Here is a 23,311-nt window from a genome sequence, read left to right as displayed (position 1 = left end):
TTATTAAAATTTAAAAAAATCCAAAATTTTGCCCTTTATTTGCTATAAAAGTAGTATAATCTTTCACTTAAAAGCAAAAGGCTTTTAGGACAAATTTTAAGGAGGGCGGTATGAAGGTTGTAAGTATTGTTGTAGTAGATGGCAGTGTCGTAAATGAATCTGATTTGATTACAAGTATTGCGTCGTATGATGATTTTAGCGCGATTAGCGCAGAGCTTCGAAAAGCCCTGAAAAAAAATTATATTAACAAGTCGCAATATACGAAAATTTACAAAAAAATCACCGCGCAAACCGGGTTTTCGCGCGCGAAATTCGACTATGCTCCATACGCGAAAGATATCGAGGAGCTGGTTTCAAGGGGATACACGGTCAAAGCGATTTTAGCCCATATCGGCGAGAAGGACGCGGAGTTTAAAAAATCTGTGAGCGCTTCGGGGCTAACGCACTTCATAGCTACGAATTGTAAGGACGAAAAAAACAAAATTCGCGCAATCGCAAAGAGCAAAAATGAGCTTTTGCAAGCGTATAAATTTGAGCTTAAAAAGCTCCATTTCAAGGGCATTTCTGACAAAGATATTTTGCGAGTAATGAGAGAGAAATACCCTGAGGATTTTACCAAAATCACAGAGGCGCAAATCCATGAGTTTATAGAAACCAACGCCAAACTCGATATGGGGCGCAAAATTTCGCTTCTTAAAAAACCAAGCCTGTATGATGAGCATTTCGACGAGATTATGAGCTTGTATAAAAGCGGCATGAGGGTCTATGATATCTGGAAAACACTAAGGCAAAAATACCCAAAACTAGCCAAACTTCAAGCCCCAAGCCTGTATCATTTCATCGGAAATAACGCACTTGGCAAGGCAAAATATATGCAAGAAGGATAGGCTTGGGCGAGCCTAGATTTTGCGTGATTTTGTGCGGTGGCAAAAGCTCTCGCTTTGGCAGAGATAAGGCAGTAGAGCCATTTTTGGGCGAGCCTAGCATGACGCATTTTTGTTTTAAAAGGTATTCTCGCATTTTTTCGCAGGTTTTTGTCTGCGCAAAATCGCAAAAATTTAGCCCCGCACTTCCTTTGATAAAAGATGATTTTAAGGATTTTTCGCCTATGGGTGCGCTGTATTCGGCGTTAAAGGGGTTTGCTGGGGAAAGGGTTTTCATTGTGCCTGCTGATACGCCATTTGTGAGCGAAGAGGCAATCCGCGCGCTTTGGGAGAGCAGGGCTGAGATTTCGCTTGCAAGCGATGGCGAAAAAACGCATAATTTATGCGGATTTTTTAACGGAGATTTGGCGGAGCGTGCGCTGAAATTTTACCGCGAAAACAACCATAAAATCGGCGAATTTATTACTTCTTGTGACAGTGAAATTTTAAAATTTAAAGACAAAGCGCAGTTTTTAAATATCAATTACGAAAGCGATTTAGAAAAAGTTGAAAACTAAAATTTTATTTTTGGCGCTATTTAGCGTTTTGTGCGCAGATGATAGCGAAATTTTGGCGAAAGCTAGGGATTTTGAGGTAAAGGGCGATTATAAAAACGCTATGATTTATTATAAAAAATTAGCCCTTGCAAACACTAGCGCGCAAAATTCAAGCGGAATTTCAAAGCCAAATTTAGCGTCAAATTCAAATGAAATTTCGGCGCAGTATCCGAAAAAGCAAAATTTAGCGAATTTAGACTTGAATTCCACGCCAAAACCAAGCAAAAAACAAAATTTTAGCGAATTTTTGGGCATTAAATATTACGAGCCAATTTATGCTCTCTTTACTCACGATCATCATAAAAAAGAGGGTCGTAGCCCCAACGAAGCGCACTTTGCGTTTAGTTTCGAACGGCCTATAAGCTATGATTATTTTGGCTTTGGCGAGAAAATTTCCTTTGCTTACACGCAAAATTCGTGGTGGCAAATCACCGCCGATAGCGCGCCATTTAGGGAAAATAACTACAAGCCAGAGCTTTTTATGAGTTTGGAGCTGGGCTTTGCCGACGAGCTAAAACTTGGCGTTTTGCACGAATCAAACGGCAAGGACGGGGCGGATTCGCGCTCAATCAATCATCTTTACGCGCAAAGTTCGTGGAGGTTTGGGGGCTTTGAAATCACGCCGAGACTTTGGTATGCTTTCGGGCTAGATCAGCGCAACAAGGACATTAGCGAGTATATGGGCTATGGGGATTTGCGCGCTTCGTATAGCTTCGGGCGACACAAAGTCATGGCCAAATGGCGCAACAATCTGCGCTTAAACTCGCAAAATCGCGGTGCAATCGAGCTTGATTTTATATTTCCGCTATTTAACAGCGGGCTTTATGGGTATTTTAGGTATTTTAGCGGATACGCTGAGAGCCTAGCGGATTATAAAAAAAGTGTCGATAAAATCGGCCTTGGCGTCTCATTTGTGGAATTTTAAATTGCGCCAAATACTGACCTTGAATTTTGTATAATTTGTCATTGCAAGAAATGCGAAGCATTTCAGTTAAATAAAACCAGCTGAATTTAGAAAAACGAAGTTTTTCTAAATTCAGCCACCTTGTAAAGCGTCGTCGGGGGTTGGGGGTTTATAAGGGGGAAGGGGCGCGACCTCGCAATTCAAGCCCCCTTCCCCCTTACAGAGAATTTCACGGCGCAGGTTAAATTTAAAAAATCGTTCAATGCTAAATTTAAGTAGAATTTTGAATTTAAATTTCCCTGGATTGCTTCGCTCGTTACACTCGCTCGCAATGACAGCAAATTTAGCGCAAGGAATTTAAAACTCGTAGATTGCTTCGCTTTCTACGAAAGCTCGCAATGACAGATTAAACAAATTTAAAAAAGCCCAAATTTTGAAAAGTCAAAATTTATAAAATTTTAGATAAAATCACAGGTTTAAATTTCAAAAAAGGATGTAAAATGGCAAAGGTTCAACCGGCAAATTTAATTTGGAAAAACGGCTCGCTAATCCCATGGGCTGAGGCTACAACGCATGTTTTAACCCACTCGCTTCACTATGGCAACGCAGTATTTGAGGGCGTAAGAGCCTACAAGACAGACAAGGGTTATGCGATTTTTCGCCTTGATGAGCACACAAAAAGACTTTTAGTTTCAGCCAAACTCTGCCTAATCAAAACCCCTTATAGCTTCGATGAGTTGCGTCAGGCGCAAATCGATGTCGTAGCCAAAAATGACTTCGATCAAACCGTCTATATCCGCCCGCTAATCTACCTAGGATACGGCTCTATGGGCGTTTCACTAAAAGATGTCCCAGTCGATACAGTCGTAGCTGCGTGGCAATGGGGCGCGTATATGGGCGAGGAAGCCCTAAGAGCGGGCATTAAGGTCAAAATTTCATCTTGGGCGAAACCTGCTCAACACTCAATGATGGCAAAGGCAAAAGCGAGTGCGAATTATTTCAACTCACAAATGGCAAACTTCGAAGCAGTCGATGCTGGATACGATGAGGCGCTACTACTTGATCCGCAAGGATTTGTGGCAGAAGGTCCAGGGGAATGCTTGTTTATCGTAAAAGACGGCGCACTAATCACTCCGCCAAACGATACTAGCTTGGAGTCAATCACTCAAAACTCAGTTATCCAAATCGCCGAGAGTTTGGGTATAAAAGTCCTTCGCCAACGCATTTCACGCGATCAAGTCTATGCGGCTGATGAGGCGTTTTTCACAGGCACAGCTGCTGAGGTTACGCCGATTAGCAATATCGACGGACGCATTATCGGCAAGGGCGAAATGGGCGAGATCACAAGCAAATTGCAAAAAGCGTATTTCGCGGTCGTTACTGGCAAAGACCCTAAATTTGAGCACTGGCTCACATATATCAAATAAGGATAATTATGCCGGCAGATTTAAATGATTATTTCAACAAAAATAAAAAAAATGGTGGCAACGAAAATGGTGGATTTAGCTTTAAGGGGCCAAATTTGCAGAATTTAGGCGGCTTTAAATTCGGCGGATTTTTCTACTTTTTAATCGCTATTATCGCGCTTTTTATCATCGCAAAACCGTTTGTGACAATCCAATCTGGCGAGGTTGGAGTTAAATCAAATTTGGGAAAATATGACCCAACACCACTAGGTGCTGGAATCCACTTTTTCGTGCCGTTTATCCAAGATATCTTTGTCATCGACACCCGTGTGCGTATCATCAACTACACTAGCAACGAGGATATGGCTACAAGCAGGGCAAGTGGCGGAAGTATCGGTGGAATCATCCGCAAAAATTCGCTTTCAGTGCTAGACTCTCGTAACCTGCCAGTAAGCGTGGATATCACCGTGCAGTATAAACTAAACGAAAGCACCGCGCCTGCGACAATTGCGGAGTGGGGACTTTTATGGGAGGATAAAATCATCGATCCTCGCGTCAAAGATGTCGTGCGTAGCGTCATCGGAAACTATCCAGCAGAAGAGCTTCCGACCAAACGCGAGGAAATCGCTAAGGCGATCGATCAAGGGATCCGCTCGAATATCGATGCTCTTTCAAACTCGCCTGTGGAGCTAAGAGCCGTGCAGCTTCGCGAGATAATCCTACCGCCAAAAATCAAAGAGCAAATCGAGCGCGTGCAAATCGCTAAACAAGAGGCAGAGCGCACCAAATACGAGGTTGAGCGCGCTAACCAAGAGGCTCTTAAAAAAGCAGCCCTTGCCAAAGGTAACGCTGATGCTGTAAAAATCGAAGCCCAAGGCAAGGCGGACGCCGTGAAAATCGAGGCTGACGCACAGGCGTATGCAAACACCGAAATCGCAAAAAGCCTAAATCAAAATTTGCTAAATTTAAAGCAAATCGAAACTCAGGCGAAATTCAACGAGGCTTTGCGTGAAAACAAAGACGCGCAGATTTTCCTAACCCCAGGCGGTGCGGTGCCAAATATCTGGGTTGATACCAAAAACAAACCGCAACAATCGGCGATTAGCGAATAATAAATTTTGCAATCCTTTCCTGGGATTGCAAAATCGCGTAAATTTATCAAAAACGGAGATTTTATGATTAAGGTTGATTGGCAAAAGGTCGCTGGCTTGCTCCCAGTGGTGGTGCAAGATTACAGCGACGGGGCTGTTTTGATGCTTGGCTATATGAACGAAGAGGCGCTTGCGCTTTCGCTAGAAACGGGGCTGGCGCACTATTTTTCGCGCACGAAAAATCGTATTTGGAAAAAGGGCGAAGCAAGCGGCAACGAGCAAATCATAAAATCTGCGTTTTTAGACTGCGATAATGACACACTGCTACTCAAAGTCGAGCAAAAGGGCGGCGCGGCGTGCCATACGGGGGCTAAGAGCTGTTTTTTTAACGAAGTAAAATTTGGCGAGAATTTGGCAAATTTGGCGCAAAATTCGCAAAATTTGGAGCAAAATTTGCAAAATTTGGGCGGTGGAAATACTGCGCCTAAAACTGCGCGCAAAATTTCGCCTTATGATATTTTAGATGAAATTTACCATGTTTGCTTGGATAGGAAATTTAACGCAGATCCCGCGAAATCGTATGTCGCAAGCCTCTATAAAAAGGGCGAAAATAGCTATCTTAAAAAAATCGCCGAAGAGGCGTGCGAGTTCGCGCTTGCATGCAAAGACCTAACCCGTGCAAAATCTGCGCCAAGTAGCCAGCGCGCGCAATTTGGCGAGCATAGAGCGGGCGAGCCAGAATACGACGCGATTTACGAGGGCGCGGATATTATTTTTCACATGCTTGTAGCTTTGGGGGATCATGGAATCCACCCTGAGACGATTTTGCGCGAGCTTGCACGCCGTGAGGGTATCAGCGGGATAGAGGAGAAAAATTCAAGAGGGCAAAATTGATGAAAAGCGTGCAAAAATGGCTCAAAAAACTAAAAACCGAGCGACTAATCAAAGAGTATTTTTACAAATATCCTATCAATCTAGCCGACCTAGATAAGGTGCAAAGCCTAAGTGTGGCGCAGGTTAGAGAGCTAGGCGAGGAGAGACTGCGGAAATTTATCAAAAAACTTCGCCATATCAAGCCTAAACAGACAGAGCATAAAGCTGTTTTCATAGCTCATAAATATATCGGCGAGGACGATTTTCCTGAGGTTTGCTTTGATTTGATTCATATTGACGAGCTTGGGAAAGACGGGGCGGAGGTGCCAGGCTATGCCTACGAGTATTGCAAACAGGCTGAAATTATGGGCTTTTTGGTCGCGGATTTAGAGCTTACGCGCGAAAATATTTATCCCCTAATGGCTGAGATACTCTATGAGGCGTCATTTTTTGGCTATGATAGTAAGGGTGTCAAAAAAGCGAACAAACGCCTTAAAAAGGCGATAAAAGAGGTAGAAGAGGGCAAGGTTATTACCGATGACGAGTTTAGGGCTAAATTTGGAATCAAAGAAAAAGAGCGCGATGAGAGGGCAGATGAGCTCTCAAATGCCGTTATAAAGGCGAAATTTGAGTATTTAAAATACATGCGCGATAAAGAACTCGAACTTTTAAAAGCGAGCCTAGTGCAGAGCGAATAATACTGCGCCGAATTTTAGAAATGAGATTTAGCGACACTTCCTCGAAATGACAGATTGGGTAAAATTTTACTTATATTTTATGAAATTTAAAATTCGGCTAAATTTGAAGCAAAAGTCCAAATTTAGCCTGCGTATCATCAAATCGGCATTACGCGGATATTTTCGCTTAAATTATCCTTCAAAACCGCCTCGATCGCATATAGCGTCGCGCCTGCGCCACTAGCGCAACCCGAGCACGCACCCAAATAGCGAATATAAATGTCAGTTTTGCCGTCATCGCTTGGTTTGATGTCGATGACATCGAGATTTCCGCCGTCCATTTGAAGCATTGGGCGGATATCGCTATCAAGTATCGCCTCGACCGCTTTAAATTTGCCGATTAAATTTAGCTCTTCAAAGCTTAGTTTCGCCTCTGGCGCCGTGCCAGAGCTAGCACACGCACCGGCTTGGGCTTGGAGTTTTTCTAGCTCCATTTCCTCTCTTGTTTGAGCTAAAATATCCTCTAAATAATACTCCCTAGCCTCGTGTCCGCCGGGCCTAATGCAAGATTTACAAAACGCGCCAGCCTTTGTGTATTGTGTGATTTGCTCGACGGTTTTTAAATCATTTAGCTTAATTACCTCTTTTATCGTGCCAAGGCTTACCCTAGCGCACTCGCACACGATAATCTCATCTTCGAAATGCTCAGGATCTATGCCTTTGTATTTTGCCGCAGCTGCTTTGATGACATCATACGCCATTACCGAGCAGTGCATTTTTTGTGGTGGGACAGCCGGCTCGTCAGGGGTGTCGCGCATATCGCGCTCGACATCTAAATTTGTAATCTTTACAGCTTGATCGACGGTTTTGCCGATACAAAGCGCCGCCATAGTGTCGCTACTAGCAATCGCCGTACCACAGCCAAAGCTTTTAAATTTAGCGTCGATGATAATGTCAGTAGCAGGGTCGATGAGCCAGTATAATCTCACAGCGTCCCCACAGCTCTCTGCGCCAAAATCAGCCACGATTAGCTTCGCGCCGCGCGCAGCAGCTTCTTCCTCTGTGATTTCGCCCATAAATTTAGGGTTGTTCATGCGATCTTGAACCTTGTTTGAGTATTGCTCCCAAATCGAACCATTTATTAAATCGTTTTTTGCCATTTTTAAATCCTTATTTTTGATAACCTTGTGGGGCGTAAGCAAATGTGCTAGAAATACCGCGAAGTCTGGTGATTGCCTTGCTGATATGCTCTATGGCATAATCAATCTCGGCCTCTGTATTAAAGCGAGAAAGAGATAAGCGAAGCGCTGTGTGAGCTAGCTCTTTATCTGCGCCGATTGCTTCCATGATTGGGTTATTTTCTAGTGCTTCGCTAGCGCATGCTGAGCCCGTGCTAGCGGCGATTCCAGCTTTGTTTAAATCCCAAAGCATAGCCTCGCCCTCTACGCCTTGAATCGAGGCTAAAATCGTATTTGGCACGCGAATTTCGCGCTCTCCCACGACATAGACATGTGGAATTTCAAGCAAAGCGTCCTCTAATTTATCGCGTAGCCTTTTGACATGCGAATTTTCAAAAGCCATAAATTTATTCGCTAACTCCATTGCCTTGCCAAGGCCCACTATGCTAGCGACATTTAGCGTGCCAGATCTGCGACCGCCCATGTGTTCGCCACCATGAAGCAGGCTAGTAAGTGGTTTGCTATTTTTGATATATAGTGCGCCAACGCCCTTTGGAGCGTGAAATTTATGTCCAGAAAGGCTTAAAAAATCCACGCCTGCTGCGCGCACATTTACAGGGATTTTTCCCATTGCTTGCACAGCGTCTGTATGATAAAGTGCGCCAAATTCGTGCGCGATATCTGCGATTTGCTTTACAGGGAAAATCGTGCCTGTTTCGTTGTTTGCCCACATTACGCTAACAAGGGCTGTTTTATCGTTGATTTTCTCTCTTAGTTCATCTAGGCTGATTAAGCCATTGCTATCCACGCCTAGCCTAATGATTTTCACCCCGCACACTCGCTCCAAAAACTCACAGGTCGCGCTAATAGCTGGGTGCTCGACAGAGCTGATTATGATGTTGTCCTTTTCGCCTGATAAAATTTTGTCGTAATAAATACCTTTTAAAACCCAGTTGTTGCTCTCTGTCGCACAGCTTGTGATGACGATATCGTCCGCATCTGCTGCGCCGATCCCCTCGTATAGCTCGTCCATAGCCCGCCTTAGAGCTGGGTGGGTTTCGCTACCGAAGCTATGCAGTGAATTTGGGTTTCCAAATTTTTCACAAAAATATGGCTTCATCGCCTCGAAAACTTCGGGATCGACCATAGTTGTAGCGTTATTGTCTAAATAAACACGCTCCATAAATTTCCTTTCTTAAATTTTTATTAATGAGATATATTTAATCTTTTGAAAGCTAGTTTGATAATATAATCATTAGACTAAATTTCACCTTAACTTACCAACGCTAAAATCCAAATGTTTTTGGCGAATTTATCAAATCAAAAAACTCTTTTCTGGTGTCGTTTCGGCTGATAAATAGCCCACGCAAAGCCGAAGTTGTCGTGGTGGAGTTGATTTTTTGCACGCCACGCATTTCCATACACATGTGGCGGGCTTGGATTACGACGCCCACGCCAAGGGGCTTGATGACCTCTTGAAGCGCATTTGCGATTTGTTCGGTGAGTTGTTCTTGGATTTGTAATCTTCGTGCGAAAATATTTACCATACGCGGAATTTTGGATAGTCCAACGACCTTTTTATTAGGTATATACGCCACATGCGCCCGCCCAATAATAGGCAAAAGGTGGTGTTCGCAAAGGCTGTAAAATTCAATATCCTTAATAAGCACCATTTCGTTATTTGAGCTCTCAAAAAGCGCGTCATTTAGCACATCTTTGGGGTCTTGCTCGTATCCGCTAGTAAGAAATTCATACGCTTTTGCCACACGCATTGGCGTTTTTATTAGCCCTTCGCGCTTAGGGTCTTCGCCAAGTAGAGTTAGCATTTTAGCGACACAAGAAGCGAATTCTTCCCTGCTTTTTTCGTCCATATTTTTCCTTTAAAATTTTTCGCGCATATTACTTAAACTCCCCTTTTATAACGCTAAAATTTAAAAGCAAAATTTAGCCCCAAACAATAAAATTTGCCAAATTTTAAAATTATTAAGCAAAATTTTGGTATATTCTGCGCTTTAATTTTAAAATTTTTTAAAAGGAAATTTATGGAAATCAATGCAAAGCTAACAAACTCTGCTAACGCAGTAGCAAGCACAAAAATCGATGCAGACACTATCGCTAAAAAAGTAGATGATCTTGCTAAAAAAGCCGCCAAAAACCTTAAAATCGACGGTTTCAGAAAGGGCAAAGTCCCAGTAGCAGTCGTGATGAAACGATACGGCGCGCAGTTAGAACAAGACGCAAAACAAGAGATTTTTAAAAATATCATCGACGAATCAATCAAAAGCATAAATAAAAAAGCTGATGAAGTAATCGGCGAGCCAATTTTTTCTAAATACGATGAAAAAGACGGAAATATCGATGTAGAGATGGAAATTTCTTTCCGCCCAGAGGTCAATATCGACGGATACGAGGAGCTAATTCCTGAGTTTTCGACACCTCGCGTAACCAAAAAAGAGATTGAGGACGAGATAAATAAAATTTTATTAATGGTCGCTCCACTAGAAAAATCAGATAAAACAGAGCTTGAAAAGGGCGATTTTGCCAAATTTGACTTCAAAGGTTTCGTTGATGGCGAGGCTTTCGAGGGTGGCGAGGCAAAAGATTATGTGCTTGAAATCGGCTCAAATCAATTTATCCCGGGTTTCGAGGATGGTATGATCGGACTAAAAGTCGGCGAAGAGCGCGATGTAAGCGTGAAATTCCCAGCTGAATACGGCGCGAAACACCTTGCGGGAAAAGACGCGATTTTTAAAGTAAAACTACATGAAATTCAGTGCAAAAAACCAGCTACTGAGCTTGATGAGGATATGCTAAAACGCATACTTCCAGGCGAGGAAAAACCTACAAAAGAAAAGGTTGAAAGCACGATTAAAGAACAGCTCAAAAATGACAAACTTCGCAAAAAAATCGAAGAAGAGTTAAAACCAAAAATGGCTGATGCTTTGGCTGAGAAATTTAACTTTGATTTGCCAAAATCAATCGTCGAGCAAGAGATAAATTTACAATTTAACAACGCTTGGCGCTCATTTGATGAGGCTACAATCGAAGAATTTAAAAAAGATCAAAAAGCAATTGAGAAAAAACGCGATGAATTTAGAGCTGGCGCAGAAAAAAGCGTAAAAATCACATTTTTGATCGACGCTTTGGCTAAAAAACGCGGTATTGATGTCAGCGATCAAGAGCTAATCCAAGCCATTTACTTCGAAGCCTACTCAAACGGCCTAGATCCGAAAGCTCACCTTGAAGAATATCGCAAAAGAGGCGTTTTGCCAGCTGTTAAAATGGCGCTAATCGAGGAAAAACTTTTCAACAATATTTTTAGCAAAAACAAAGACGACAAAGAAGGCGAATAATGTTTTTACCTTATGTAATCGAGCAAACAAGCAGAGGCGAGAGAAGCTATGATATCTACTCTCGCTTGCTTAAAGATCGCATTGTAATGCTAAGTGGCGAAATCAACGACGATGTAGCCAGCGCAATCGTAGCCCAACTGCTATTTTTAGAGGCAGAAGATCCAGACAAAGATATCTATATGTATATCAACAGCCCTGGTGGCGTGGTTACGAGCGGATTTAGCATTTATGATACTATGAATTACATCAAACCAGATGTCAGCACGATCTGCATAGGTCAGGCTGCTTCAATGGGCGCATTTTTGCTTAGTTGTGGCACCAAAGGCAAACGATATGCCCTACCAAATGCGCGTATTATGATTCACCAACCTCTCGGCGGTGCCCAGGGCCAAGCCACCGATATCGAAATCCAAGCAAAAGAAATTTTGCGTATGAAATCGCAACTAAATCAAATTTTAGCCCAAAACACAGGCAAAAATTTAAGCGATATCGAAAAAGACTGCGAGAGAGATTTTTTCATGAGCGCGAAAGAGGCCAGCGAATATGGACTAATCGACAAGGTATTGGAAAAGAGCTTTAAATAATGGTTTTAGAAATTCTTACATATCCGAACAAAAAACTCCATGTTCGCTCCAAAGAGGTCATCAAATTTGACGATGAGCTGGCGAAATTTTTAGACGATATGTATGAAACCATGATAAGTAAAAACGGCATTGGACTAGCTGCTATCCAAGTGGCTAATCCAATCAGAGCCGTTGTGATAAATTTAGCCAACGAAGAGGGCGTGCAAGACAAAGCCGATTTGCTAGAACTCATAAATCCCGTAATCACACAAAAAGAAGATGAAATCATCTACCAAGAAGGCTGCCTTAGCGTGCCAGGATACTACGAAGAGGTCAAAAGAGCGCGCAAAATCACGCTAAATTACCAAGATAGAAACGGCGAAAAACACGAGCTAAACGCCGATGAGCTTTTGGCTGTGTGTATCCAGCACGAGCTAGACCACCTAGACGGGCACCTTTTTATCGAGCGCATAGGCTACAACAACCGCAAAAAATTTGACAAAGAATACCGCAAAAACAAAAAAGAAAAATCAAAATGAAATCTCTAAAATGCGCTGTTTTTACCGATACTTTAATCAGTGTCAGTGTAGAAAGCACATTTGTTAGAGGCCTTCCTGGCTTTAATATCGTTGGCCTTGCAGGGACTACGATTAAAGAGAGCGAAAGCAGGGTAAAAGCGGCTTTGATGAGCCTAAATTTCAAATTCCCAGCCTCTAAAATCATTATAAATCTCTCCCCCTCTGATGTGCCCAAAAACGGCTCGCACTTCGACCTTGCAATCGCGCTTTTAATCGCTTTGCAAAAAGAGAGCTTTGGGGACGATTTTTTCGTATTTGGCGAGCTTGGACTTGACGGGGCGCTTAAATCCACGGCCTCTTTGTTTTCGACACTGCTGTTTTTAAGCACGCATGTGAAAAAGGCTAAAATTTTAGTGCCAAAAGAAATCGCGCTTAGAGCCTGCACAATCCCAAATTACGAGGTTTATGCGGTCGAAAATTTAGCAGAAGCGATTAGATTTTTTAGCGATGATAAATTTGCTGAGACCTGCCTTATGAGCGAAACTCACCCGATTTTTAAAGATGTTATCAAAATCGGCAGTGAAATTTATGTCCCAAACCGAAATTTCACCCTAAATTTCAAAGACATAAAAGGCCAAGAAAGAGCCAAAAGAGCGAGCCTAATCGCCGCTAGCGGTATGCATAACATACTCTTTGAGGGCAGTCCAGGGTGTGGCAAATCAATGTGCGCTAAACGCATAGCCCAAATTTTGCCACCTCAAAGCGTGAGTGAGATTTTGCTTTCGTGCGCTTATGAGTCATTAAACAACAAAAATGTCGATTTTAGCGCACTCAGAGCCTTTCGCTCGCCTCATCACACAAGCACTAGAAGCTCGATTTTCGGCGGCGGTTCGCTTGGAGCGCGTATCGGCGAGGTGGCTTTGGCAAACGGCGGTGAGCTGTTTTTCGACGAGCTTCCGCACTTTGGAAAGCAAATTTTAGAAAGCCTGCGAGAACCGCTCGAAGATAATAAAATTTTAATCTCGCGGGTAAATTCCAAAACAGAGTATGAGACGAAATTTATCTTTGTCGCAGCGCAAAACCCCTGCCCGTGCGGACATTTGTTTTCGCAATCGACCTCATGCTCATGCTCGGCAAACGAAATCAAAAAATACAAAAGCGTGATTTCTGGGCCACTGCTTGATAGGATTGATCTGTATGTGGCTATGGACGAGGTCAGCAAGGACGATAGATCTAGCATATCTAGCGAGGAGATGTATGAGAGGGTGGTGTGCGCCTTTCGCGCGCAAAAACTAAGGCAGCAAAACGAGCTAAACGCGAAATTAAGTGATAAGGATGTGCAGAAGTTTTGCGTTTTGGAATCAAGCGCGCAAAATATCCTAGAAAGCGCGATTGCTAGGTATAATCTAAGCCAAAGAGGGATTATAAAAACCAAAAAAGTAGCGCGAAGTATCGCTGATCTAAGCGAGAGCGAAGTCATCGCAAAAGCCCATTTACTCGAAGCTCTGAGCTTTCGAACTAGGAGCGAGATATGAAAAATTTGTATTTTAGCACAGCCGAATTTGACAAAAACGCAAGCCAAAATTTAGGCATTGATGAGAAAATTTTAATGGAAAACGCCGCTAGTGGCGTAGAAATTTTAATCCGCAAAAAGCTGAAAAAGGGGGCAAAAATTTTAGCCCTATGTGGGGCAGGAAATAACGCGAACGACGCTATTTGCGTGCTTCGCAGGCTAAGCGGGGATTATTTGTGCGAAGCGTTTTTAATCTTTGGCGAACCAAAAAACGAAGCGTTTAAATTTCAAAGCGAAATCGCCAAAAAAGTCGGTGTAAAATTTAGCCAAAATTTGGAAAATTTCAAATTTGACTGCATAATCGACGGCGTTTTTGGAAGCGGTTTATCGCGCGATATGGATAAAAAAGTATGCGAGATACTAGGGCGAGCAAACCATGCCAAAGCCCTAAAAATCGCCATTGATATCCCAAGCGGAATCGATTTGGCTGGCGTGCCAAGACCTATGGCGTTCGAGGCGGATTACACAGTGTGTATGGGAGCGCTGAAAATCTCGCTTTTTAGCGATTTGGCAAAAGATTTTACCGGCAAGATAAAACTGGCAAATTTAGGCATTTGTGAGGATAAATTTGCCACTTCGCCTGACGCGTTTTTGCTAGAAAAATCTGATTTACGCCTGCCATTTCGAAAGAAAAAAAACACAAATAAAGGCGAATTTGGCCATGCCTTTATCGCCTCTGGCGAAATGAGTGGCGCAGCCCAAATCGCCGCCCTTAGCGCGCACGCAATCGGCGCAGGGTTAGTCAGCGTCGTAGGCAAGGTAAAAAATCTAAATCCGATTTTAATGCGCAAAAACGAGTTTTTGGGCGCTAGCGCAATCGGGGCTGGTATGGGGCTAGGAGGGGCGAAATTTGACGCGCAAATCCTAGCTAGCACGCCTTGCGTCATCGACGCGGATTTGTGCTACTCTGACTCGATCATTGAAATTTTGCAAACTAACGAAAACGCCGTTATCACGCCACACCCGAAGGAATTTGCCGCCTTGCTAAGCTTGGCAAAAATCGCAAATTTAAGCGTGGGCGAAGTGCAAAAAGATCGCTTTGCCTTAGCGCGCAAATTTTCGCTTGCTACCAAATCTGTGCTCGTGCTAAAAGGTGCAAACACCATTATAGCGCACCGTGGCGAGCTTTTTGTGTGCGAGAGGGGAGTTAGCGCGCTAGCCAAAGCAGGCAGTGGCGATGTGCTATCAGGCCTCATCACAGGGCTTTTAGCCCAAGGTTATAGCTCGCGCGAAGCCGCAATAAATGGCGTTTTGGCCCATGCCTTAGCTGGGCGAAATTTTAGGAAAAACTCATATTCACTAAACCCATTTGACATCATCGAGGAGATAAAATGGTTACGAAAAAAATAGCCGTGCTTTTTAGCGGCAGCGGAAGTAATTTAGAGGCGATTTTAGAAAAGCTTCATGGCAAAATTTTTGGCGATATTAAAATCGAAGTTGTGCTAACACTAACTAACAAACCTAACGCGTTAGGTATCCAAAAAGCCGAAAAATACGGACTAACAAGCGTTGTTATTGATCATAAAGCGTTTGTTAGTAGAGAGGAATTTGACGCAAAAGTAGTAGAAGTTATCAAAAAAAGTGGCGCCGAGCTAACTGTGCTAGCGGGCTTTATGAGAGTTCTTACGCCAGTATTTTGCGAGCAAATCAAGGCGATTAACCTGCACCCGTCGCTTTTGCCACTTTTCAAAGGCGCACACGCAATCGACGAGAGCTTTGCAAGCGATATGCAAGTAGGCGGGGTGAGCGTGCATCTAGTCAGCGCGGAGCTAGACGGGGGCAAAATCATAGCCCAAGAGGCTTTTGCCAGAGAGGGCAAAACGCGCGATGAGTGGGAGGCCAAAATCCACGAAATTGAGCATGAAATACTGCCTCGCACAATAGTTAAAATTTTAAAAGGTGAGATTTAAGATTTGGTTTTGATTGAAATTTGCACCGCTAAATTTCAATCAAATTTCATTAAATTTATTCGGTTTTTCCAAGCATTTCTTTGATTTTTTCTTTCACTTTTTGCAAATCATCGTTTGAAAGAATTTCGCCCAGCCTGTCGATTTCTGCCACGCTTTTGTCCCACCATTTAAGACCCAAGAGCAAATTTATCATCTCATCATCGAAGCGTTTTCGCACTAGCCTTGCAGGGTTTCCGGCGACTATGCTATACGGCTCTATCTCGCCACCGACTACACTACGAGCGCCGATTATCACGCCATCACCGATTTTAGCTCCTGGTAATATGAGCGAGCGTTGCCCTATCCACACATCGTTTCCGACCACCGTGTCGCCTTTAATCGGCAATTTATCAAGGCTCGGAGCGTCTTGCAAAAAACCCTTAAAAATATAAAACGGAAATGTGCTAATACCGCCCATAGCGTGGTTTGCGCCGTTCATCATAAACTCCACCCCAGCCCCGATTTGACAAAATTTGCCGATGATTAGCCTGTCGCCGATGAAATCATAATGGTGCGTAACCTGCCCCTCAAAATTCTGCCCCGCATAGTAGCTAAATTCGCCCACAATTATATTTTTATTTTTAATGGTCGGCTTTATATAAGTTACACTTTCTAACCCAGATTTTAAGGGGAAAATTTCGTTTGGGTTTGGGAGAATTTTCATATTTACTCCATATAGCTACTTATCTAATGCTTTACACGCAAGTGTTTCGCCCAATTCACAAGCTTTTTCATAATATTTTTTGGCTAAATTTTCATTTTTTTCAAAAGGTATTGACGAATAACCAATTTGACGACTAAATGCAAGACAACTGCTTCTATCGCCTTTATCGCACTCTTTTGCAAATAAATTTATACTTTTTTTATGAACTTGTTCGGCTTTTGTAAAATCCATTATTCCAAAATTAAAATCCTTATAAACCCTACTAAGGTCTAAACAGCCTTCCGCACTTCCGTTTTCGCACGATTTTTCTAAAAAGCTTAAATATGTTTCTCTAATTTCTTGTATCTCTTTTTCTTTTAGTCTTTTTTTACCTACTTGATGATCATAAAATTTGGAATTTAATAATGTTTTACAAGCATATAGGCTTCCTTTTTCACAATTTGTTTTAAGCATAGGTATGAATTTTTTATATGGTTTGTTCGGATTATAAATTCTTTTTATACAGCTTTCTATATTATCTATGCCACTTTCACACTCTTTTTCATAAATTTGGTGTGCCTTTTCAAGCATTTTTTCGCCATAAGCTTCATCTCTATTCATCATTTTGCGAGTTGTTAATTCCCAAATTTGCAAACAGCTATAAGCCACGCCGTTTTTACACTCCTTTTCATAAAGCCCTTTGGCTTTTTCATAGTATTGCTCGGCTATTTCTCTATTATTCTCTAATTTTTCACCAAAATAATGCTCATAATGGTCGTATCTATGTCCTGTATAATCACACCCTTTTGCACTCCCACTTTCGCACTCTTTTTTTTCAACTTCTAGGGCTTTTTTCCAAATTTGTGGTTCATCTTTTTTGTCAAAATGATTTGTATATAAAGCACAACTTAAAGCATCGTTTTTTTCACACTCATTTTTTAAAAAAACCTTTTCATAGGCAAATGGCAATTCGTTATTTAATAAACCACTTTCATAGCTCCTAGCCAAGAGTGTGCAAATTTTAACATCTCCGTTTTCGCACTCTTGTGCGAATTTATCCGCTATATCGCCAAATGCGACATTTAAAAATATAAAAATTAAACAAATCTTTCTCATTTTTTGCCTTTTAATTTAAATTTTATCCGTAAATTTTCTTTAAATTCCCCAAATTTGCACTTGCGTTTAATAGAAGTAAATCAGCTAAGATTAGCCGTAAAAGTGCCGTGCAGACTACGCTTCCACGCACTCCGATACAAGGATCGTGGCGACCACGAAGCGAACAAATCGTTTCATCGCCGTTTTTATCAATCGTCGGCTGGTCGGCAAAAATGCTAGGGGTCGGCTTAAAATGCGTTTTTATGATGATTTGCTCACCTGTTGTGATACCGCCAAGAATGCCCCCTGCGTGGTTTGATTTAAAGCCATTTTTATCCATAAAATCATTATTTTCGCTTCCAAATTTATGCGAAACTTCCACGCCGTCGCCAATCTCTACGGCTTTTACGCCGTTTAGCCCCATGAACGCCCCGCCGATTAACGCGTCAGCCTTAGCATAAAGTGGCTCTCCAAGCCCCTTTGGCACGCCATTTGCGATTGTTAGCACACTCGCACCCACGCTCTCGCCCTTTTTCTTTAAATTTGCGATTAATTCTTTTTGCGAATTCTCCACGCCCTTATCAAGCGCGAAAATCTCGCTATTATCAGCATTTGCGAAGTCTAAATTCTCAGCCATTATTTCGCCCACGCTTAAAACTCCGCTTTTCACGCTCACGCCAAATTCATTTAAAAGCATCTGCGCAAACGCGCCACCTGCGACCCTTATAGCGCTTTCTCTTGCCGAGCTTCTGCCGCCGCCTCTGTGATCCCTAATGCCGTATTTAGCAAAATAGCCAAAATCAGCGTGTCCCGGGCGAAAAAGCTCTTTTAAATTTTCATAGTCTTTTGAGTGCTGATTTGCGTTGTAAATCACAAATCCAATGGGCGCACCCGTGCTAAGCCCGTCAAACACTCCGCTTAAAATCTGCACCTCATCGCTTTCTTTGCGAGAAGTGGCAAATTTACCGCCGGGTTTGCGTTTATCTAGTTCGGCTTGTAAAAATTTAGTATCGATTTTCACACCCGCAGGAAAACCGTCCAACACCCCACCAATCGCCACGCCGTGGCTCTCCCCAAAAGTCGTAAGCCTGAGTTTTATACCTAGTGTGTTCATATCAAATCTCCGTTATAAAATATCTGTGAATTTTGGCGGATTTTTATCTATCAGCCACTTAAAATAGTTTTGGTCTATGTTAAATACGGTTTGACCTTCCATTTGTTGCCTTGTAATCCAGTTCAAATCGTCATCAGCGATATTTGAAATATCCACGAACGCAACCTGTCCGTTAAATAAATCAAAATGCAAAACGAGAGTTTGAATTTTACTCTCGGCAAAAACTCGTTTTGCTTCTAAGACCTTGTGCTGTTTTATGTCGTTTATGCCCTGAAATCCACTTTGGGCTTCGATTCTATAAGCATTAAATTCCAAATCAGCCTTTGGCGTTCTTTTAAAAGAATCCAAGCTATCAAATTTATCATCGCCTATGTTTTTTATTTGCGAAATTTTGACTTCAAAAATCTCAGAAATCGCACCTTTAAAAAATTCAAGGCTCAAAAACCCGCGCATCCAACTAAAATAAACTTCTTCTTTTCGTCTGCCTTGATTGTTTAATTTATTTAAAATTCCGTTATTTTTGAGCTTCTCAAAGGTTACAAATAGATTATTTTGCAAAAATTTATCAATATCGCACGGAGCATAATAAATTGAATTTATCTTTGTAAAAATTTCGCATAGTCTATCGTTTAAGCTCCCAATATAGGCAAAATCGACACTAGCTTCAATATCTTTTGCCGATAAAAAATTTTTAAAATCTACCTTTGATGAAAATCCAAGTTTTTTTCTATATTCTTTAAAATCGTCGCTATTAAACATAATTTTCTCCTAAAAACTCTAAAACCGAATTTGACAAAGCAATACTAAGAAGCGGTGGCACGGCATTTCCGATTTGCAGTCTTTTCGACTGGTCGCTTCCACAAAAAGCGTAATCATCAGGGAAACTTTGAAGCCTAGCACCTTCCCTAATGCTAAGCGCTCTTGAATCTCGCGGGTGGATACAACGAGAGCTTGACGGGGTGGCGAAATTGCGTGTGATTGTAGGAGCTGGGCGGTTCCACCACATTTTAGCATAAGTGTTTGTATAGCCTGATTTTGGGCGAATTTCACTTGGCAAATCGTCCTTGCACTCGCCGTCTTTTAGCGTTTGCATAATTTTGATTAAATTTGGATTGTTTTTTGGGCTTGAATGCTCGGTTAAATTTGCCGAATTTCTAACAAATTTTAAAAATTCATTATTCGGTGCGTGGCGATACGACCTATCGTTGCCATTTTCGCCACTCCCAATAATCGGCAAATCATCAATCGCTTCTTTTAACGATATAAAATTTGATAAATCTCGCTCGTTTTCGCCGTGTGTGGGACTAGGAAATTTAAATTTGCCCTTTTTTGTGCCTACTAGCAAAACTCGCTCTCTGATTTGCGGAACACCAAATTCAGCGGTATTTAAAATCTTATAATCCGTTTTGTAGCCCAAATTTTCAAACTCAGCACAAATTTGTTTAAATAATTTTCCGCCTTGCATAGATAAAATTCCCCTAACATTTTCGAAAATAAACATTTTTGGGGATAAAATTTTTAAAATTCGCAAATATTCTTTAAATAAAATTGCCCTGCTATCCATTTGCCTTTTGCCAAGTGTCGAGTAGCTTTGGCACGGCGGACCGCCTAGCAAAATATCAATTTGTCCGAATTTTTCGATTTCATTTTGGCTTAAATTCGCTATATCTTTGCATAAAATAGCCGTGTTTTTGTGGTTTGCTTTGTATGAATTTACGGCGTTTTCATCTATGTCGTTAGCAAAAACTATTTCAAATTTATCGTTTTTGCTAAAACCATAGCTAAGCCCACCAGCTCCGCAAAAAATATCAGCTATTTTGTAGGTCATTGCTGACTCCTATGCTTTTTAATAAAGCATTATATTGTTCTTTGTCTTTTTCTTTAATTGTATCTAAAACAAATTGTGCTATTTTTTTACTTTCTGGAATATCTACTTCTCGCATTCCTCGTTCAAATACTCCTAGCAAATGAGAATATTCATTAGCATATCTTTCAGTAACTATTGAGTTCTTATTCTTACCAAAAAAACGGGGAATTTTAATTGATAACTCTTTATTATCATCAACCACATCGGGATATTTAAAATACAAATATAATTCCAAAAATTTTCTTAAATTATTCCCAAAATTATATATCGTAGCCAACCTATCATTATCATTTAAATATTCGTCTGATATTTTACAGTGGTCATGAATTGTTTTAAAAAGATAATTAAATTCCGTTATGTGCTCTTTTAAATATTTTGGCATATTAGTTATTCTGCTATCAACTGATTTTTCTACCAAAAAATATGCTCTTTGGTTGTTACTACCCGTTTTTAATCGTTTTAAATACTTTAAAAAATCCAAATTATGAGTAGAGATAAAAAATTGTTGAAAATTTAAATTTTCATCATTAAACAGTTCATCATTTATAATAGCAAAAGTATAAAATATATAATTTGTATCAAGGCTAGAAATTGGGTCATCAATCCAAATTATTAAATCACTGTTGTTTTGCAAATCATTTTTTAATTTTGCCATAAAATAGCAAAATGCAACCAAACTGCACTCGCCTTCGCTTAAATTTATGGCTTTTTCTCCATTCCTTAAAACTTCAAATTCTTTTTCATTGATAGGATTAAATTTTAAATTTTTATTTCCAAAATAAGAATTTAATAACTCATTTGCATTATTTGCCGCTTCTCTTTCATCGCTTTTTTTATCTTCTAAATTTGTTATTTTATTATTTATTTCTTCAATTTCATTTTTTTTATTTTGTATATCAATACCTGTTGAATTTATATTTTCTTGTAATAAATTTAATTCTTCTTTTTTTTCTTTATATTCTTTTTCTTCAATAAATTTAGCTACGATATGAAGTTTTATTTTTTTTCTAGCTTCTTCTTTGCTTGTAGTAAGATTTTCAGTTATATTATTATTGTTATTGCATAATGTTTCTAAATTTTCTAAAATCGTTTTAATATTACTCGATTTGTCACATATCAAAGAATTTAAAGTAATTTTTTCAAAAATATTGCTTTGTTTTTGCATTAAGTCATTTTTTATAATATTTAAATTGTTATTGTATTCTTGTATTAAGGCTTTTAAATTACTTTCATATTGCAAAAATTCATTTTCATTGGTTGTATAAAATGCCCTTATATTAAAATTTAAAATATTTTCTATGTTTAATTTTGCACTATCACATTCTTCTAACAACATATTGATAGATTGTTCTAATTCTCTTCTTTCTTCTACATTGGCATTTTGAATATTATCTATAAGCCATTGCCAACGCTCGTGATTTAAAATATTTTCACAAAATATACATTTTTCAGAACTACTATGAAGCTTTATGCCTTGTTCAAGCCATTGCCTTACATTTGCTTCTAAATTTTGTGCTTGCTTTATCTCTTTTTCTAAAATATTTTTTGCTTCATTATATATATTGTCAAATTTATCTTTGCCAAATACTAAATTTTTATTAAAATTAATTATATTTTTTTCTTGTTCTGCCAAAATTTCTCTATTTGTTCTTTCTTCATCTTCATTTAGCATATAGATATTATAATTGCTTATAATATCATTTATGTCTTTTTCCAAATTACTTTTATTGTAATTAACATTCATCAAAATACTATCTTGCTTAATTTCTCTTGCCTTATTAATTAAATTTGTGTTTAAATCGGTTTCTTTTATTGCTTTATTTGCTTCAAAATTTTTCTTTTGTTCTTCTAAATCAAATAATTCTCTAAACAAACCACTATATTCTATATTTTTGTCTTTATCTTCTTCATTTCCTAATTTTAATTTTAAAGCTTGTATTTGCATTTCAATTTCTGTATTATCTCGACCAATAACACTAGATTTAAATGCTTTTATATCTCCATTGCTATCATCTATTAAAAATTTTAAATTGTCATTTATAAAATCTTTGTTATAAACACGAACATTTAAATTATTGTTTTCTATGTCAGATTGCGATAAAGCAACATTGTCGTCTAACAATAGTTCAAATTCCTGATTGTCATATTTTTCATAAAGCTTTTTTATTTCAAAACTTCTTAAAATCCTTGATAAAGTTGTTTTTCCGCTTCCATTATGTCCATAAAAAATATTAATTTTTTTTAACTCTTCATTATTATTCCAATCAAAATTCACATAAGAAGCACAATTTATCTTTTGAAATTTTCTAATCATTTATATTTCCTTGCGATTTTTCTAAAATCTCAATCGCAATCTTTGCCGCCTTTTGTTCGGCCTCTTTTTTGCTGTTTCCGATGTCCCTCGCAAACTCCTTGCCACCCACAAAAACCGCCATTTCAAAGCTTTTTTTATGATCAGGTCCAGTTGAGCCTAGCAAGCGATACTCTGGCGTAACGCCAAATTTTGCCTGCGTGATTTCTTGAAGCGAGGTTTTATAATCCTTCACAAGTTCGTTAAATTCGATCTTTGGATAAATTTTTTCTAGCAGAGTGGTTACGATTTTGGCCGTTTTTTCTAGCCCCACCTCCAAATACAGCGCGCCAATCGTCGCCTCAAAAGCGTCAGAAAGTAGCGAGTTTTTCTCCCTGCCGCCGTTTTTTTCCTCGGAAGCCGACATATTCAGACACGCCCCAATCCCCAAAAATCTAGCAAATTTCGAAAAACTCGTCTCATTGACAAGTGCCGCGCGCAGTTTGCTAAGGTCCCCCTCATTTGAGTTAAATTTCACAAACAAATACTCCCCCACTATCAAATCCATAACCGCATCGCCCAAAAACTCCAATCTCTCGTTGTTTGCGCCATTTTTGGCACTTCTGTGCGTTAGCGCGACCGCAAGCCTTGCTTTATCCTTAAATTTATAACCAAGTTTTTCTTCTAAATTTGATAAATTTTGCATTTTTTTCCTTTATTAAATTTGCAAAAATTCT

The 23,311-nt window shown here is 40.1% G+C and carries 23 protein-coding genes; 13 read left to right on the top strand and 10 right to left on the bottom strand.

The features are described 5' to 3' along the window. Window positions 1-110 precede the first annotated feature (110 nt). From OFN91_RS03745 to OFN91_RS03715, 7 genes are all read left to right on the top strand, one after another. The gene (locus OFN91_RS03745; protein WP_270865789.1) at window positions 111-887 is read left to right on the top strand and encodes a hypothetical protein; all 777 of its coding nucleotides are present in this window, start codon (window positions 111-113) and stop codon (window positions 885-887) included. Window positions 888-889: 2 nt separating this feature from the next. Beyond that, entirely contained in the window at window positions 890-1,441 is a 552-nt protein-coding gene (mobA, locus tag OFN91_RS03740; protein WP_270873331.1) for a molybdenum cofactor guanylyltransferase, read from the top strand. Further along, window positions 1,431-2,405, top strand: a complete 975-nt coding sequence (locus OFN91_RS03735) for a phospholipase A (protein ID WP_270873330.1) — start codon at window positions 1,431-1,433, stop codon at window positions 2,403-2,405. The genes mobA and OFN91_RS03735 overlap by 11 nt, the downstream gene beginning before the upstream one ends. Window positions 2,406-2,884: 479 nt before the next feature. After that, window positions 2,885-3,811, top strand: coding sequence for a branched-chain amino acid transaminase (locus tag OFN91_RS03730; protein WP_270868536.1), 927 nt, complete (start codon window positions 2,885-2,887; stop codon window positions 3,809-3,811). An 8-nt stretch (window positions 3,812-3,819) separates the two neighbouring features. Beyond that, entirely contained in the window at window positions 3,820-4,902 is a 1,083-nt protein-coding gene (locus OFN91_RS03725) for an SPFH domain-containing protein (protein ID WP_270858517.1), read from the top strand. Between the two features lie 63 nt (window positions 4,903-4,965). Beyond that, window positions 4,966-5,775 carry a bifunctional phosphoribosyl-AMP cyclohydrolase/phosphoribosyl-ATP diphosphatase HisIE gene (gene hisIE / locus OFN91_RS03720; RefSeq protein WP_270873329.1) on the top strand — a complete coding sequence of 270 codons (810 nt, stop codon included), beginning with the start codon at window positions 4,966-4,968 and terminating at the stop codon, window positions 5,773-5,775. Next, window positions 5,775-6,452, top strand: coding sequence for a DUF6557 family protein (locus tag OFN91_RS03715; protein WP_270873328.1), 678 nt, complete (start codon window positions 5,775-5,777; stop codon window positions 6,450-6,452). The genes hisIE and OFN91_RS03715 overlap by 1 nt, the downstream gene beginning before the upstream one ends. Before the next feature lie 137 nt (window positions 6,453-6,589). Here the strand turns inward: OFN91_RS03715 and OFN91_RS03710 are convergent, their stop codons facing one another. The 3 genes from OFN91_RS03710 to folE all read right to left on the bottom strand — a co-directional run bounded on the left by OFN91_RS03710 (window position 6,590) and on the right by folE (window position 9,480). Beyond that, on the bottom strand, window positions 6,590-7,591 hold the full coding sequence (locus OFN91_RS03710; RefSeq protein ID WP_270864737.1) for an iron-sulfur cluster assembly scaffold protein: 1,002 nt from the start codon (window positions 7,589-7,591) through the stop codon (window positions 6,590-6,592). A 10-nt stretch (window positions 7,592-7,601) separates the two neighbouring features. Beyond that, window positions 7,602-8,792, bottom strand: a complete 1,191-nt coding sequence (locus OFN91_RS03705; RefSeq protein WP_270873327.1) for a NifS family cysteine desulfurase — start codon at window positions 8,790-8,792, stop codon at window positions 7,602-7,604. A 103-nt stretch (window positions 8,793-8,895) separates the two neighbouring features. Then, window positions 8,896-9,480, bottom strand: coding sequence for a GTP cyclohydrolase I FolE (folE, locus tag OFN91_RS03700; protein WP_270862978.1), 585 nt, complete (start codon window positions 9,478-9,480; stop codon window positions 8,896-8,898). 171 nt (window positions 9,481-9,651) lie between these two features. Between folE and tig the strand changes: the two genes are divergently transcribed. The 6 genes from tig to purN are packed head-to-tail and all read left to right on the top strand — an operon-like array spanning window position 9,652 to window position 15,526. Then, window positions 9,652-10,962, top strand: a complete 1,311-nt coding sequence (tig, locus tag OFN91_RS03695) for a trigger factor (protein WP_270873326.1) — start codon at window positions 9,652-9,654, stop codon at window positions 10,960-10,962. Further along, window positions 10,962-11,546 carry an ATP-dependent Clp endopeptidase proteolytic subunit ClpP gene (clpP, locus tag OFN91_RS03690; protein WP_270858485.1) on the top strand — a complete coding sequence of 195 codons (585 nt, stop codon included), beginning with the start codon at window positions 10,962-10,964 and terminating at the stop codon, window positions 11,544-11,546. The genes tig and clpP overlap by 1 nt, the downstream gene beginning before the upstream one ends. Beyond that, window positions 11,546-12,064 (top strand): peptide deformylase, encoded by a 519-nt coding sequence (gene def, locus OFN91_RS03685; protein ID WP_270873325.1) that lies wholly within the window; start codon window positions 11,546-11,548, stop codon window positions 12,062-12,064. Before clpP ends, def begins: the two co-directional genes overlap by 1 nt. Next, a complete protein-coding gene (locus OFN91_RS03680; protein ID WP_270873324.1) occupies window positions 12,061-13,578 on the top strand; it encodes a YifB family Mg chelatase-like AAA ATPase in 1,518 nt (505 codons plus the stop codon). The genes def and OFN91_RS03680 overlap by 4 nt, the downstream gene beginning before the upstream one ends. After that, the gene (locus OFN91_RS03675) at window positions 13,575-14,966 is read left to right on the top strand and encodes an NAD(P)H-hydrate dehydratase (protein WP_270873323.1); all 1,392 of its coding nucleotides are present in this window, start codon (window positions 13,575-13,577) and stop codon (window positions 14,964-14,966) included. Before OFN91_RS03680 ends, OFN91_RS03675 begins: the two co-directional genes overlap by 4 nt. Then, window positions 14,948-15,526 (top strand): phosphoribosylglycinamide formyltransferase, encoded by a 579-nt coding sequence (gene purN / locus OFN91_RS03670; RefSeq protein WP_270873322.1) that lies wholly within the window; start codon window positions 14,948-14,950, stop codon window positions 15,524-15,526. Before OFN91_RS03675 ends, purN begins: the two co-directional genes overlap by 19 nt. Before the next feature lie 55 nt (window positions 15,527-15,581). On the opposite strand, the gene OFN91_RS03665 is transcribed toward purN, so the two are convergent. Genes OFN91_RS03665 through rnc form a run of 7 tightly spaced genes read right to left on the bottom strand, consistent with a single transcriptional unit; the run spans window position 15,582 to window position 23,280 of the window. Continuing rightward, complete coding sequence (locus OFN91_RS03665; RefSeq protein ID WP_270873321.1) at window positions 15,582-16,229, bottom strand: CatB-related O-acetyltransferase; 648 nt, start codon at window positions 16,227-16,229, stop codon at window positions 15,582-15,584. A 15-nt stretch (window positions 16,230-16,244) separates the two neighbouring features. Then, window positions 16,245-17,324, bottom strand: a complete 1,080-nt coding sequence (locus OFN91_RS03660) for a hypothetical protein (RefSeq protein ID WP_270873320.1) — start codon at window positions 17,322-17,324, stop codon at window positions 16,245-16,247. A gap of 22 nt (window positions 17,325-17,346) precedes the next feature. Continuing rightward, window positions 17,347-18,417, bottom strand: a complete 1,071-nt coding sequence (gene aroC, locus OFN91_RS03655) for a chorismate synthase (RefSeq protein WP_270873319.1) — start codon at window positions 18,415-18,417, stop codon at window positions 17,347-17,349. 12 nt (window positions 18,418-18,429) lie between these two features. Next, entirely contained in the window at window positions 18,430-19,176 is a 747-nt protein-coding gene (locus OFN91_RS03650) for a restriction endonuclease (protein WP_270873318.1), read from the bottom strand. Continuing rightward, the gene (locus OFN91_RS03645; protein WP_270873317.1) at window positions 19,169-20,245 is read right to left on the bottom strand and encodes a DNA cytosine methyltransferase; all 1,077 of its coding nucleotides are present in this window, start codon (window positions 20,243-20,245) and stop codon (window positions 19,169-19,171) included. The genes OFN91_RS03650 and OFN91_RS03645 overlap by 8 nt, the downstream gene beginning before the upstream one ends. After that, on the bottom strand, window positions 20,226-22,598 hold the full coding sequence (locus OFN91_RS03640; RefSeq protein ID WP_270873316.1) for an AAA family ATPase: 2,373 nt from the start codon (window positions 22,596-22,598) through the stop codon (window positions 20,226-20,228). Before OFN91_RS03640 ends, OFN91_RS03645 begins: the two co-directional genes overlap by 20 nt. Continuing rightward, on the bottom strand, window positions 22,591-23,280 hold the full coding sequence (gene rnc, locus OFN91_RS03635; RefSeq protein WP_270873315.1) for a ribonuclease III: 690 nt from the start codon (window positions 23,278-23,280) through the stop codon (window positions 22,591-22,593). Before rnc ends, OFN91_RS03640 begins: the two co-directional genes overlap by 8 nt. Between the last annotated feature and the right edge of the window lie 31 nt (window positions 23,281-23,311).

Source organism: Campylobacter sp. JMF_08 NE1, assembly GCF_027737875.1.
GTDB lineage: Bacteria > Campylobacterota > Campylobacteria > Campylobacterales > Campylobacteraceae > Campylobacter_B.
Note: the sequence above shows the minus strand (reverse complement) of the source record. Positions and strands in the feature narration are given on the sequence as shown.